Annotated in this window: 10 protein-coding genes; 4 read left to right on the top strand and 6 right to left on the bottom strand. The window is 73.5% G+C overall.

Annotated elements, in window-relative coordinates; genetic code table 11:
• Nucleotides 1-32 precede the first annotated feature (32 nt).
• Nucleotides 33-1,043: an LLM class flavin-dependent oxidoreductase gene (locus ACN260_RS08275; RefSeq protein WP_422755409.1), complete on the top strand. Its 1,011-nt coding sequence runs from the start codon at nucleotides 33-35 to the stop codon at nucleotides 1,041-1,043.
• A 200-nt stretch (nucleotides 1,044-1,243) separates the two neighbouring features.
• Here ACN260_RS08275 and ACN260_RS08270 read toward each other — a convergent pair whose 3' ends face one another.
• Nucleotides 1,244-3,556, bottom strand: coding sequence for a cellulose binding domain-containing protein (locus ACN260_RS08270; protein ID WP_422755408.1), 2,313 nt, complete (start codon nucleotides 3,554-3,556; stop codon nucleotides 1,244-1,246).
• Between the two features lie 209 nt (nucleotides 3,557-3,765).
• Here ACN260_RS08270 and ACN260_RS08265 point away from each other — a divergent pair, with 209 nt between their 5' ends.
• Nucleotides 3,766-5,259, top strand: a complete 1,494-nt coding sequence (locus ACN260_RS08265; RefSeq protein ID WP_422755407.1) for a pyridoxal-dependent decarboxylase — start codon at nucleotides 3,766-3,768, stop codon at nucleotides 5,257-5,259.
• 76 nt (nucleotides 5,260-5,335) lie between these two features.
• On the opposite strand, the gene ACN260_RS08260 is transcribed toward ACN260_RS08265, so the two are convergent.
• Both ACN260_RS08260 and ACN260_RS08255 read right to left on the bottom strand, forming a co-directional pair.
• Complete coding sequence (locus tag ACN260_RS08260; RefSeq protein ID WP_422755406.1) at nucleotides 5,336-6,361, bottom strand: sulfite exporter TauE/SafE family protein; 1,026 nt, start codon at nucleotides 6,359-6,361, stop codon at nucleotides 5,336-5,338.
• Nucleotides 6,362-6,538: 177 nt separating this feature from the next.
• Nucleotides 6,539-7,009 carry an RrF2 family transcriptional regulator gene (locus tag ACN260_RS08255; RefSeq protein ID WP_422755405.1) on the bottom strand — a complete coding sequence of 157 codons (471 nt, stop codon included), beginning with the start codon at nucleotides 7,007-7,009 and terminating at the stop codon, nucleotides 6,539-6,541.
• 171 nt (nucleotides 7,010-7,180) lie between these two features.
• Here ACN260_RS08255 and ACN260_RS08250 point away from each other — a divergent pair, with 171 nt between their 5' ends.
• Entirely contained in the window at nucleotides 7,181-8,623 is a 1,443-nt protein-coding gene (locus ACN260_RS08250; protein WP_422755404.1) for a serine/threonine protein kinase, read from the top strand.
• A 28-nt stretch (nucleotides 8,624-8,651) separates the two neighbouring features.
• Complete coding sequence (locus ACN260_RS08245; protein ID WP_422755403.1) at nucleotides 8,652-10,418, top strand: extracellular solute-binding protein; 1,767 nt, start codon at nucleotides 8,652-8,654, stop codon at nucleotides 10,416-10,418.
• A gap of 36 nt (nucleotides 10,419-10,454) precedes the next feature.
• Here the strand turns inward: ACN260_RS08245 and ACN260_RS08240 are convergent, their stop codons facing one another.
• From ACN260_RS08240 to ACN260_RS08230, 3 genes are all read right to left on the bottom strand, one after another.
• Nucleotides 10,455-11,339, bottom strand: coding sequence for an acyl-CoA thioesterase (locus ACN260_RS08240; RefSeq protein ID WP_088643101.1), 885 nt, complete (start codon nucleotides 11,337-11,339; stop codon nucleotides 10,455-10,457).
• A gap of 76 nt (nucleotides 11,340-11,415) precedes the next feature.
• Nucleotides 11,416-12,864, bottom strand: coding sequence for a pyruvate kinase (gene pyk / locus ACN260_RS08235; RefSeq protein ID WP_422755402.1), 1,449 nt, complete (start codon nucleotides 12,862-12,864; stop codon nucleotides 11,416-11,418).
• 260 nt (nucleotides 12,865-13,124) lie between these two features.
• Nucleotides 13,125-13,490 (bottom strand): YciI family protein, encoded by a 366-nt coding sequence (locus ACN260_RS08230; protein ID WP_422755401.1) that lies wholly within the window; start codon nucleotides 13,488-13,490, stop codon nucleotides 13,125-13,127.
• Nucleotides 13,491-13,688 lie beyond the last annotated feature (198 nt).

Below are 13,688 nucleotides of genomic sequence, written 5' to 3'. Positions count from 1 at the left end.
CAAGTCCGGGCCGGGGCGGGTTGGGCACAGGTGTGATCGACGTACCGCTGTCTGTTCTTGATCTTGCTCCGGTCGCCGCCGGGGCCACCGCCTCCGAGGCGCTCGGGCACACCACCGAGCTGGCCCGCCGGACCGAGGAACTGGGCTACCGCCGGTTCTGGGTGGCCGAGCACCACAACATGCCGGCGATCGCCAGCTCCGCACCGGCGGTGCTGCTCGCCCACCTGGCGGCGCACACCACCACGATCCGGCTGGGCTCGGGCGGGGTGATGCTGCCCAACCACGCACCGCTGGTGGTCGCCGAACAGTTCGGCACCCTGGAGGCGCTGCACCCGGGCCGCATCGACCTGGGCATCGGCCGGGCCCCCGGCACCGACCAGCGGACCGCGCTGGCCCTGCGGCGGACCATGGAGGGGCTGTCGGCGGAGGGCTTCCCCCGGGAGCTGGCCGACCTGATGAACTACTTCAGCGGCGACGACCCGGGCGCGATCACCGCCAGCCCGGGGCTGGGCCAGTCCCCCGCCGTCTGGCTGCTCGGCTCCAGCGGGTTCAGCGCCCAGCTCGCCGGGCTGCTCGGGTTGCCGTTCTCGTTCGCCCACCACTTCAGCTCCCAGCACACGCTGCCCGCGCTCCAGCTCTACCGGCAGAGTTTCCGCCCGTCGCGCTGGCTGAGCGAGCCGTACGCGATGGTGGCGGTGAACGTGGTCTGCGCCGACACCGACGAGCGGGCCGAGTGGCTGTCCGGGCCGGCCGGGCTGTCGTTCCTCAAGCTGCGCTCGGGGCGGCCGGAGCCGCTGGCCAGCCCCGAGGACGCGGCCGCGTATCCGTACACCGAGCTGGAGCGGGAGTTCGTGCGGCAGCGCCGCGACGGTCAGGCGATGGGTTCGCCGGAGACGGTCCGCCGGCAGCTCACCGAGCTGCTGGCCCGAACCGGCGCGAACGAGCTGATGCTCACCACCATGGTGTACGACGTGACCGACCGGGTGCGCTCGTTCGAGCTGGTGGCGGAGAAGGTGGCCGGCGGGCTGTCCCGGGGCGTCTGAAACACGCTCTTCATAGCCACGTCACCCCACCGTTGCGGACGACCTCTAACTTCATTACCGGTGGTGGTACGGCACTCCCGGTCGGGACGGGTCGGGGGTGCTGCGGTGTGGTGCACCGGGTCGCCAGCTGAGCGGATTCCGCGGCTGGCGACCCGGTGCCTGCTTTTGTGGGGCCCGGCCACAGCGCCGGGCCCGCACCGTCAGCACAGGTAGATGGTGGGCGTGGGCGGGGTGGACATGCCGTCACCGATGAAGAAGCCCGGGTGCGGCGGCTGGTTGTAGGCGGTGTTCTGCCAGGCGATCGCCGCGCGGTACTGGGCGTCGTGCATCAGCGTGTAGATCCGGGTGCTGGTCGGCGTGGGCGTGCTGTAGATCCGCAGCGCCCGGCTGTCGCTGGTGCGCCAGATCACTTCCTCGCGCCAGTCGCCGAGAATGTCGCCGGACAGCGCCGGGGTCGACTTGGTGCCGTTGTTGGAGGCCACGTCGCTGCCGGTGAGCAGCCGGGTCTCGCCGCCGGTGCCGTACTTGTCGATCCTGGTGGCGTCGAGCAGCTCACGCACCGGGTCACCGTCCCACCAGGCGAGGAAGTTCGTCGACGACGGCTTGCGGCCGACGTTCTGTCCCCGGGTGTTGGCCAGCCCGTCGACCGCCGCCGACCACGACTCGGCACCGGGGCTGCCGGCCCAGATGTCCGCCGAGACACCCCGGCCGTTGTCGCCGCTGGCCGCGGTCCGCCAGATGATCTGACCGGTGCGCGCGTCGGCGAAGTACGAGCTGGGCTTGCTGGCGTCCTCGTCGACCTTGAAGACCTCCAGGCCGGAGCGGCCCGGGTCCAGGTCACCGACGTGCAGGGCGTCGCCGTGACCGTTGCCGGTCGAGTAGAGCAGCCGGCCGTTGTCGTCGATGGTGGCCGCGCCGTACACGATCTCCTGGCGGCCGTCGGCGTCCACGTCGGCCACCGAGAGCTGGTGGTTGCCCTGGCCGGCGGCGGCGGAGTTGCCGGAGGCGTTGGAATCGAACGTCCACCGCCTGGTCAGCGCGCCGTTGCGGAAGTCCCAGGCGGCGACGACCGCCCGGGTGTAGTAGCCGCGCGCCATGATCAGCGACGGCCGCTGACCGTCCAGGTAGGCGGTGCCGGCGAGGAACCGGTCGACCCGGTTGCCGTACGAGTCGCCCCACGAGGAGACGGTGCCGCGCGGCGGGTCGTAGTTGACGGTGGAGGCGATCGCGCCGGTCTGCCCGTTGAACATGGTCAGGTACTCCGGGCCGGACAGCACGTAGCCGCTGGAGTTGCGGTAGTCCGCCGACGACGAGCCGATCAGCTGACCGGTGCCGGAGCGGGTGCCGTCGGCGGTCTTCATGGCCACCTCGGCCCTGCCGTCGCCGTCGTAGTCGTACACCTGGAACTGGGTGTAGTGGGCCCCGGCACGGATGTTGCGGCCCAGGTCGATGCGCCACAACCGGCTGCCGGTCAGGGTGTACGCGTCGACGTAGACGTTGCCGGTGTAGCCGGACTGGCTGTTGTCCTTGGCGTTGGACGGGTCCCACTTGAGCACGATCTCGTAGTCGCCGTCGCCGTCGAGGTCACCGACGCTGGCGTCGTTCGCGGAGTAGCTGTACGCCTCCCCGGCCGGGGTGGTGCCGCCGGCCGGCGGCTGGATCGGCACGTCCAGGTAGCCGTTGGCGAACTGGAGGGCGGGCGCGGACGCCGCCTGCTCGGCACCGCCCACCACGGCCCGCACGGTGTACGCCGAGCCGGCCGCCGCCCCGCTGTCCAGGTAGTTGGTGGCGCCGGTGATCGGCGTGGCGTTGACCCTGGTGGAGCCCCGGTAGAGGTTGAACGACACCCCGGAGGTCTCGGTGCCCAGCAGCCGCCAGGACACCAGGTTGCCGTTGCCGGAGCGGACGCTGATCAGCCCCCGGTCGAGATCCTCCATCTGCTTCGCCCCGGCGGGCGGGTCGGTCGGCGGGGGCGTGGTCGGTGGCGGTGTCGTCGGTGGCGGGGTGGTCGGCGGCGTGGTGGGTGGGGGCGTGGTGGGTGGGGGCGTGGTCGGCGGCGCGGTCGTCGGGGGCGCGGTGGTCGGCGCGGTGCCACCGGTGCAGGTCGTGCCGTTGAGGGCGAAGCTGTCCGGCGGCGGGTTGCTGGCGTTGTTCCACGACGCGTTGAAGCCGAAGTTCGCGGTGCCGTTGGTGCCCAGCGCCGCGTTGTAACCGGCGTCCTTGGCGCTGACCTGCGCCCCGGACTGGGTGACCGTGGCGTTCCACGCCTGGGTGACCTGCTGGCCGGCGGTGTAGGCCCAGGTCAGGGTCCAGCCGTTGATCGGGTCGCCGAGGTTGGTGACGAGGACGTCGGCGCCGAAGCCGCCGCCCCACTGGCTACTGATCTTGTAGTCGACCCGGCATCCTGCGGCGGCGGCCGAGGCCGTCACGGCGGTGAGGGTGCCGGCGGCGAGGGTGGTGGCCGCGGCGGCGGCGAGCAGCGCGGCGCGACGACGGGTGGGGCTCAGGTGCACGGAAACGCCTTTCGCGGAGGTCAGCGCACGGTGGCGACGCCGGCCTGCCCGGACCGGCGGGATGACGCCGCGCTGACGGTGGTGACGGACGCCTTTGCATCGACATCCATAGTTCGACTCCGCGCAGTCGGATCGTAGGACAACGCTTTCCGCCCGCACAAGCGCTACCCACTCTTGCTCCCGGGCGGCCCACCTGATCGACTCGGCGGATGGCTGAGCACATGGACCCCGAGGAGTTCCGCCGCGCCGGGTACGCGGTGGTCGACTGGGTCGCCGACTACTGGCGGACGCTGGAGCGACGCCCGGTCACCCCGCAGGACCCGCCCGGCACCGTCACCGCCGCCCTGCCGGCCGGCCCGCCCACGCACGGCGAGCCGGTCGCGGCGATGCTGGCCGACCTGGACGCGATCATCGCGCCCCGGGTCACCCACTGGCAGCACCCCGGCTTCTTCGGCTACTTCCCGGCCAACACCAGCGGCCCCAGCGTGCTGGCCGACCTGGTCAGCTCGGGCCTCGGTAGCCAGGGCATGCTCTGGGCCACCAACCCGGCCGGCACCGAACTGGAGACGGTCGTGCTGGACTGGCTGGCCGACCTGATGGACCTGCCCGCGCGGTTCCGCTCCACCGGCACCGGCGGCGGCGTCATCCAGGACTCGGCCTCCTCGGCGACCCTGGTCGCCACCCTGGCCGCCCTGCACCGGGCCAGCGGCGGCCGCTGGCGCGACGTCGGCGTCGACCGCCGCTACCGGGCGTACACCTCGGCGCACGGGCACTCCTCGATCGAGAAGGCGGCCCGCATCGCCGGCCTCGGCGAGGCGGGCGTCCGGACCATCGAGGTGGACCCGACGACCCAGGCGATGCGTCCGGCGGCGCTGCGCGCGGCGATCGAGGCGGACCTGGCCGAAGGCGTGGTGCCCGCCATCGTGGTGGCGACCATCGGGACCACCTCCACCACCGCCGTCGACCCGCTTCCGGAGATCGGCGCGATCTGCGCCCGGTACGGTGTGTGGCTGCACGTCGACGCCGCGTACGCCGGGGCGGCGGCGGTCTGCCCCGAACTGCGCTGGACGCACGCCGGAATGGAGCACGCCGACTCGTACTGCTTCGACCCGCACAAGTGGCTGCTCACCGGCTTCGACTGCGACGCCTTCTGGGTGGCCGACCGGGGCGAGCTGATCGAGGCGCTGACCGTCATGCCGGAGTTCCTGCGTAACGCGGCGAGCGAATCCGGTGCGGTGATCGACTACCGGGACTGGCAGGTGCCGTTGGGCCGCCGCTTCCGGGCGCTGAAACTGTGGTTCGTGCTGCGCTGGTACGGCGTCGAGGGGCTGCGCGCGCACCTGCGCGTGGGGATCGCCCTGGCCGACCGGTTCGCCGGCCTGGTCCGCGCCGACGACCGCTTCGCCCTCGCCGCCCCGCACCCGTTCTCCCTGGTCACGTTCCGGCTGCGGGCCGGCGACGAGGCCGGCGCGGCGCTGCTGGCCCGGGTCAATGGAACCGGACAGGTCTACCTGACCCACACCCGGGTCAACGGCCGTTACACCCTGCGGCTGGCCGTCGGCTCGCCGCAGACCGGGCCGGAACACGTGGACCGGGCCTGGGCGCTGCTGTCGGCGGCGGCGACCGACCTGCTCGCCGGGCACCCGTCCCCGACCGGCCCGGCCCCGACCGGCCCCGCCCCGGGCGGCACACCCGCCGGGTGACCGTCGCCGCCGTCGGTGCCGGTCACCCGGCGGCGTGCGACGGTCAGCGTGGCTGGCGGCGTACCCGTGCCGTGGTTCAGCGCTCGACGACGGCCAGCCGGTCGTCGTCGGCCCCGGCCGGCACGGACCCGGCCCCGACGACGGCAGCCGCGGTGTCCGGCACCGGCGTGGCGGCGGCGGGCGTGTCGGCGGTGGCGGCGTCGCCGGCAGTGGTGGCGGTGGCGGCGTCGACGATGGCGCGGGCCCGGCGGGTGCGGCGCAGCGCCCGGACGGCGAACGTCAGGGCGACCACCCAGCCCACCGCGAGCAGCACGTAGACCACCGGGCGGACGGTCGGGCCGGCGTCACCGGCCTTGAGCAGGATGCGGGCGTTGGTCAGCACGATCACCCCGCCGATGGTCGCGCCCAGCAGTTGGGCGGGGACGATCCGCACCAGCCAGGCGGCCACCGGCGCGGCGATCAGGCCGCCGATCAGCAGCGCCGCGACGGTGGGCAGCAGGAAGCCCTCGCTGCCCAGGCCGATCAGGAAGCCGATGCTGGCCGCCCCGGCCACCACGAACTCGGCGGTGTCCACCGAACCGATCACCTTGCGGGGCTCCATCCGGCCGGAGACCAGCAGCGCCGGAGTGGCCACCGGACCCCATCCCCCGCCACCGGTGGCGTCGACGAACCCGGCGACCAGACCCAGCGGGCCGAGGAAGCGGCCGCGCAGCCGCCCGGCTCCGGAGCGCTGACGCAGCGGCCGGGAGAAGCGCACCAGCAGGTACGCGCCGAGGGTGAACAGGATGCCGGCCATCCAGGGAGCGGCGTTCTCGGTGGAGATGGAGCTGAGGAAGGTGGCCCCGACGAACGCGCCGACCGCGCCGGGCAGGGCGATCCGGGTCACCACCCGCCAGTCGACGTTGCCGAACCGCCAGTGGGCGACACCCGCGGCGAGCGTGGTGCCGATCTCGGCGAGGTGCACCGACGCCGAGGCGGCGGCCGGGGCGACCCCGACGAACAGCAGCAGGGTCGACGAGGTCAGCCCGTACGCCATGCCGAGCGCGCCGTCGACGAGCTGTGCGGCCAACCCGACCAGAGCGAGGATCAGAAGCTTGCGCACGAGCCCTCCGAACTTTTCGGCATCTCCTATCGACTTGGTCGAGAATGCGGCACGGGACGCTCCCGGGTCAACCCCCAGATCGGTGGGTGGGACGCGCCCGCCGGAGCGGGACGCGCCGGTCGGAAACTCGCGGGCCAGCTCACGCGGGGTGTGGCGGGCCGACCCGGCCCGGAGGTGTCAGCTCCAGGCGCGCGGGTCGGCGGCCAGCTCGGTGATCCGGCCCGGCAGCACCCCGGCCGCCACGTCGGCGATGGTGACCTGCTCCAGGATCTCCCGCTCGCTGGCCCGCAGCGCGATCCAGACCTCCTGCAACGCGCGGGCCGCGCCGTGGTAGCCGAGCTGCTCGGGACGCTGCCCCCGCACGTGGGCCAACGGACCGTCGATCACCCGGATCACCTCGGCGAGGGAGATCTCCGCCGCCGGCCGGGCCAACCAGTAGCCGCCCTCCGGGCCCCGCTGGGCGTGCACGATGCCGCCCCGGCGCAGCTGGAGCAGGATGCTCTCCAGGAACTTCGGCGGGATGTCCTGCGACCGGGCGATCTGCTCGGCGGTGACCGGACGGGACCGGCCGGCGTCCGCGCCGTCGGCGACCGACGCGAGTTCGGCCGCCGCACGCAGTGCGTAGTCGACCCGGGCGGAGAGGCGCATGGCCGCCAGGTTAGTCGCCGGCCCCGCCGGCCGGACCGCCGCCCTCCACCGAACGGCCAGGGTGGGCTGTCCCGGTGGCGTGGGCATGGCACCATACCCGTGTCGCCGGCAGGGTCGCCGGTGACGGACACCAGCGCACCGGAGCACAGGCCGATAGGGGCAGCGACAGCGATGCCGGACGTGACGCCGCTGAACCCGCGGGACCCGCGCCAGGCCGGGCCGTACGAGCTGATCGGTCGGCTCGGCGCGGGCGGTCAGGGTGTGGTCTACCTGGGCCGCGACGAGCAGGGCCGGTGGGTCGCGGTCAAAGTCATCAACGTGGACCTGCACCAGCATCCCCGGGCGAAGGCCCAGTTCGTCAAGGAGATCGCCGCCGCCCGCCGGGTCGCGCCGTTCTGCACCGCCCAGATCCTCTTCGCCGACGTGGACGGTGAGCTGCCCTACGTGGTCAGCGAGTTCATCGAGGGCGTCACCCTGCAACGGCACGTCCGCGAGCAGGGGCCGGTCGCCGGCAACGCACTGCACCGGCTGGCCGTCGGCACCGCCACCGCGCTCGCCGCGATCCACCAGTCCGACGTGGTGCACTGCGACCTCAAGCCGGACAACGTGATCCTCGCGGCGGACGGCCCCCGGGTGATCGACTTCGGCATCGCCCGGGCGCTGGACGTCACCGAGACGATGACCAGCCGGATCATGGGCACCGCCACCTACATGGCCCCGGAACGGTTCCGCGACGACGAGGTCGGGCCGGCCAGCGACGTGTTCGCCTGGGCCGGGACGATCGCCTTCGCGGCGGGCGGGCAGCCGCCGTTCGGCACCGGCCCGGTCGCCGCCGTGATGCACCGGGTGCTGCACGACCCGCCGGACCTGACCGGGCTCACCGGTCCGCTGGCCACCCTGATCGGGCAGTGCCTGGACAAGGACCACCGGGTCCGGCCCACCGCCCAGGAGGTGCTGCTGCGGCTGCTCGGGCGCGACGCCCACCCGAGCGGCGAGGTGCCGTTGCAGACGGTGCTGCGGGCCGGCACCGACGCCGCGGCCACCCGGCACGTCCCGCGTACCGTGGCCGCCACCCCGCCGGCCGCACCCGTCGGCGCGGCGGCCGATCCGTGGCCGACGACGGCGGCGGCCGTGGACCCCTGGCCGACCGCCGGGGTGGCGCCGGCCCCGCCGGGCACGCCGACCGCCGGGCAGGTGACCGGCGAGCCGACGCCGTGGCCCGCCACGTCGACCGCCCACCCCACGCCGCCGCCGACCGCCCCACCGGCGACGGCCTGGTCCGCCCCGGCGGCCCTCACCCCGTCCGCCGCCACGGACCGGCCGGCCACCCCGACAGCAGCGGCCCGGGACGGCTTCGGCCGGCGGCTGCGTCGACAGTGGACCGACCCGTGGGGGATGTCCCTCGCGTTCCTCCTCGGCGCGGTCGGATTCGCCACCGGGTACGTCGCCAGCACCGACGTGGGCACCGCAGCCGCCGTCGGTCTGCTCGCCCTCGTCGTGGTCTACGGTGTCCGTCTGCTCGTCGCCGCCGCGCTCACCCCGCCCGGCCCGCCGGACGGCTCGATCGACAAGCCCGGCTCCCGGCCCGTGCCGGCACCCCGCACCGACGCCTGACCCACCCGACGAACCCCTGGAGGAGCCGATGGCCGCCGGTCAGCGTCCCGCCCGACCGTGGCTGCCGCACGCGGTGGCCGTCGTCGCGGGGCTCGCGGTGATCGCCGGGGCGTACCTGTACGTCCGGCCGGCACCCGGCACGGACCGGGCGGACTGCGTACCGCTGGAGGTCAGCTCCTCCACCGAGAAGAGCACACTGGTCGCCCAGCTCGCCGACCGGTACAACGCCGCCGACCGGCGCTTCGGCGGGCGGTGCGCGCAGGTGAGCGTGCACGGCCTCAACTCGGGCGAGGCGATGGAGGCGCTGGCCGGCGGGTGGACGCTCACCCAGCCCAAGGTCGCCGAACCCCAGGTGTGGCTACCCACCTCGTCCCTGTGGACCGGGCAGCTACGCCTGCTCGACTCCGCGGCGGGCCGGCCCGCGCAGACCCCCGGGCAGTACCCGTCGATCGCCAACAGCCCCCTGGTCATCGCCATGCCCAGGGACCGGGGCGAGCTGGTGCAGCAGCGCGGCCCGCTCGGCTGGGCCGACGTGCTCGGCCTCTCCGGCGACACCGGCTGGGCGGCGTTCGGCAAGCCCGAGTGGGGCCGGTTCACCTTCGGCAAGGACAACCCGCACCTGTCCACCTCCGGCCTGGCCGCCACCATCGCCACCTACTACGCGGCGGTCAACCGGGCCAGCGACCTGACCAGCGAGGACCTCGCCCAGCCGGCGGTGACCCAGTTCGTCAGGCGGATCGAGGCCAACGTCTCGCACTACAGCGACGACTCGGTGGACCTGCTGCGCGGTCTCGCCGAGGCCGACGCCGCCGCCACCGGGGACGCCCCGGCGACCGACATGAGCGCGATCGTCCTCCAGGAGGAGCTGGTCTACCTCTACAACCAGGGCCAGCTCAGCCCCACCGGCAGCAAGCCCCGGGTCCCGCTGGTGGCGGTGCACCCCAGGGAGGGCACCTTCAACCTCGACCACCCGTACGTGGTGCTGCCGTCGGCCGACCCGGCGCAACGCGAGGCCGCCGAGGACTTCCTCGCCTTCCTCCGCGACGGCCCGCAGCAGCGCAGCTTCGCCGCCCTCGGCTTCCGCGACGACGAACGCCGACCCGCCGAGACGCTGCTGGCCACGGTCGCCGGGCCGGGCGGCGACAGGCTCACCTACTTCGACCCGCCCACCCCGGAGGTGGTCGGCGCGATCCTCGGCAGCTGGGACACCCTGCGCAAGAAGGCCAACATCCTGCTCGCCGTGGACACCTCCGGCTCGATGCAGGCCGGCGTCGGCGACCGGACCCGGTTCCAGGTGGCCACCGACGCCGCCAGCAAGGCGATCGGGCTGCTCAACGCCGCCGACCAGGTGGCGCTCTGGTCGTTCTCCAGCGAGACCCCGCAACGGCCGAAGCGGCCGTACAGCGAGGAGGTGCGGCTCGCGCCGCTGAACCGGGACGCGTTCAACCGGAAGCTCGCCGGGCTGCGCATCGGCGGCAACACCGCGCTGTACGCCACCGTCCGCGCGGCACACCGCACCCTGCTCGACAGGTACGACCCGAACCGGATCAACGCGGTGGTGGTGCTCACCGACGGCAAGAACGAGTACCAGAAGGACAGCGACCTCGACCGGCTGCTGCGCGACATCGCGCTGGACCCGAACAAGCCGGTGAAGGTCTTCTGCGTGGCCTTCGACCAGGACTCCGACCTGGCCGCGCTGGACCGGATCGCCAAGGCGTCGGCCGGTAAGGCGTTCGACGCCAAGAACCCGACCACCATCGACGAGGCGTTGGTGAAGGTGGTCAGCAGCTTCTGAGCCCGGCCGGCCCCGCCGCACGCTGCGGCGGGGTGTTCAGTCCCCGACGCGGCGCAGCAGTCCCTCCTGGACGGCGCTGGCGATGTGCCGGCCGTCGAGGGTGAACATCCGGCCGGTGGCCAGGCCCCGCGCGCCGGAGGCCGACGGGCTCCAGCAGTCGTAGAGGAACCACTCGTCGGCCCGGAACGACCTGTGGAACCACAGCGCGTGGTCCAGGCTCGCCCCGACCAGGCCGCCCGGCCCCCAGACCTCGCCGTGTACCGACAGGACCGAATCCAGCAGGGTCAGGTCGGAGGCGTACGTCAGCGCGCAGGCGTGCAGCAGCGGATCGTCGGGCAGCTTGCCGTCGATGCGCATCCAGACCCGCTGGTACGGGTCGGCGGGGCGGTCGCCGGGGCGTACCCAGCCGGGCTCGCCGACGTAGCGGACGTCGATCGGCCGGGGGATCTGGCCCCAGATGCCGAGCCGCTCCGGATAGCGGGCCAGCCGGTCGGACATCGTCGGGACGTCGTCCGGGCCGGGCACGTCCGGCGGGGTCGGCGCCTGGTGTTCCAGGGCCTGTTCCTGCCGCTGGAAGGACGCCGACATGAAGAAGATCGGCTTGTCGTGCTGCAACGCCACCGAGCGGCGGACCGAGAAGGAGCGCCCGTCCCGGACGTTCTCCACCTGGTAGTCGATCGGCTCGGCCGGGTCACCGGGCCGGACGAAGTAGCCGTGCAGCGAGTGCACGAACCGCTCCGGGTCGACGGTGCGCCCGGCGGCGACCAGGGCCTGCCCGGCGACCTGCCCCCCGAACACCCGCTGCGGACCGACCGAGGGGCTCACCCCACGGAAGGTCGTCGCGCCGGTGTGGTCGAGGTCGAGGACCTCGAGGAGCTGGTCGACCGCGGCCTGGCCGGTCGCCGCCGGGCGCCCGGTCACCGGGATTGCTCTGTTCGCGACTGCGGGGCGCGCAAACCCGGCGCACTCCTCGCGCTCACCAGAGCTGTGCCTGTGCTCACTGCAACGCCCGGGCGGAGGCGGCGTCGACCAGGGAGCCGAGCTGGTGCACGCGCAGGGTGTTGGTGGAGCCGGGGGTGCCGGGCGGGCTGCCCGCGACGATCACCACGTAGTCGCCGGGGGTGGCCTGGTTGAGGCCCAGCAACGCCTGGTCGACCTGGCGGAACATGTCGTCGGTGTGCTGCACGAACGGCATCAGGAAGGTCTCCACTCCCCAGCACAGCGCGAGTTGGCTGCGCACCTCGGGGACCGGGGTGAACGCCAGCAGCGGCAGGTCGCAGTGCAGCCGGCTGAGCCGCTTGACGGTGTCACCGGTCTGCGAGAAGGCGACCAGGGCCTTCGCCCCGATGGCGCGGGCGATCGACGACGCGGCCACGGTCAGCGCGCCGCCGTGGGTACGCGGGTCGTGCTGGAGCCGGGGCACCCCGATCGAACCGGCCTCGGTGGTGGTGATGATCTTCGCCATGGTGCTGACGGTGAGCACCGGGTACTTGCCGACGCTGGTCTCGCCGGAGAGCATCACCGCGTCCGCGCCGTCGAGCACCGCGTTGGCCACGTCGGAGGCCTCGGCGCGGGTCGGCCGGGAGTTCTCGATCATGGAGTCGAGCATCTGGGTGGCCACGATGACCGGCTTGGCGTTCTCCCGGCACAGCTGCACGGCCCGCTTCTGCACCAGCGGCACCTGGTCGAGCGGCAGCTCCACGCCGAGGTCGCCCCGGGCCACCATGACGCCGTCGAAGGCGAGCACGATCGCCTCCAGGTGGTCGACCGCCTCGGGCTTCTCGACCTTGGCCAGCACCGGGCGGCGGACGCCCTCCTCGTCCATGATCGAGTGGACGAGCTTGATGTCCTCGGCCGAGCGGACGAAGGACAACGCGATCATGTCGACGCCCAGGCTGAGGGCGAAGCGCAGGTCCTCGGCGTCCTTGTCCGACAGGGCCGGGACGCTGACCGCCACGTTCGGCAGCGAGACGCCCTTGTTGTTGGAGACCGGACCACCCTCGGTGACCAGGCACCGGATGTCGTTGCCGGTGACGTCGCTGACCTCGACGGCGACCCGGCCGTCGTCGATCAGCAGCCGGTCACCCGGCTTCACCTCCTGCGGCAGCTTGCGGTAGGTGCAGGAGACCCGGTCCTTGGTGCCGAGGATGTCGTCCCCGGTGATCACCACCGAGTCGCCGGTACGCCACTCGTGCGGCCCGTCGGCGAACCGGCCGAGCCGGATCTTGGGGCCCTGGAGGTCGGCCAGGACGGCGACCGGGATACCGACCGCCTCCGAGGCCTCGCGGACCAGGCGGTACACCGACTCGTGGTCGGCGTGACTGCCGTGGCTGAAGTTCAGCCTGGCCACGTTCATGCCCGCCTCGACGAGCCCCCGGATCCGCTCCGGGGACGAGGTGGCGGGGCCAAGAGTGCAGACGATCTTCGCGCGGCGGTTCACGCCCATCAGGCTAGTCTCTCCTCCGGGTCGGCCTACGGGCCGACCCCTTGCGGACTGAGGAACAGGGTCCGACGACGCGCGGGGTGGGCGCGAGGCCGGCGGGACGCGGGCCACGCCGGGGGCACGTCGGACAGTGGCGGGCATCGGCGACCGCGCGCCGGGAATCGTACCGCCCGACGACAATCGCCGTCTGCGCGCTCCCGTGCTCTCGTGCGCCGACGCCGCCACCGTCGGTCACCGTCACGCCACGCCCGCCGCCCCGACGGTCAGCTGTCGGTCTTGACCAGCGGAAACTCCAGCGAGCCCGCCGGGCAGAGGAAGGTCAGCACGTCGACCATGTAGAGGCCGGCCTGCACCGCCGGATCCGCCTCCATCACGCTGCGTACGTCCTCGACCGATCCGGTGCGGGCCAGACCGATGCCGATCGGCGGGGCGGGCTCCCGGGCCGGGCCGTCGATCGAGCCGGCCACCAGCACCAGGCCCCGCCGTTGCAGGGCCAGCATGTGCGCCGTGTGCTCGGCCTGGAGTCGCTGCACGGTCTCCTTCGGCAGCACCCGCCCGGCCGGGCCCGGATAGAGCACGATGCACTCGTACGTGTCGAGTGCGAAGTCCAGCTGCGGCGTACCCGTCATCGCGTCCCCTCCCCCGCGTCGGCGCCACACCGCGCCGGTGGTGTCCCCGGACCCGGCCAGCGTCCCACGGTGGGGACGCCCGTGACCGCCGGTCGGGACAACTCCGGGCCGGACGGGGGCCGTCCCGGGGCGGACACCGGGTGCGGCGGGTGGCACCGGCGGCCTTTCGGCCGGTCCACGCCGACAGATCGGCAGACG

Origin of the sequence: Micromonospora sp. WMMD708, from assembly GCF_049315245.1 — a bacterium.
Taxonomy (GTDB): domain Bacteria; phylum Actinomycetota; class Actinomycetes; order Mycobacteriales; family Micromonosporaceae; genus Micromonospora; species Micromonospora wenchangensis.
The sequence above is the reverse complement of the archived record's forward strand: the minus strand, read 5'-3'. Positions and strand labels throughout refer to the sequence as shown.

Coding starts and splice junctions, on each gene's coding strand:
- ACN260_RS08250 (WP_422755404.1), top strand. CDS start 7,181: ATGCCGGACGTGACGCCGCTGAACCCGCGGGACCCGCGCCAGGCCGGG.
- ACN260_RS08230 (WP_422755401.1), bottom strand. CDS start 13,490: ATGACGGGTACGCCGCAGCTGGACTTCGCACTCGACACGTACGAGTGC.
- ACN260_RS08255 (WP_422755405.1), bottom strand. CDS start 7,009: ATGCGCCTCTCCGCCCGGGTCGACTACGCACTGCGTGCGGCGGCCGAA.
- ACN260_RS08245 (WP_422755403.1), top strand. CDS start 8,652: ATGGCCGCCGGTCAGCGTCCCGCCCGACCGTGGCTGCCGCACGCGGTG.
- ACN260_RS08265 (WP_422755407.1), top strand. CDS start 3,766: ATGGCTGAGCACATGGACCCCGAGGAGTTCCGCCGCGCCGGGTACGCG.
- pyk (WP_422755402.1), bottom strand. CDS start 12,864: ATGGGCGTGAACCGCCGCGCGAAGATCGTCTGCACTCTTGGCCCCGCC.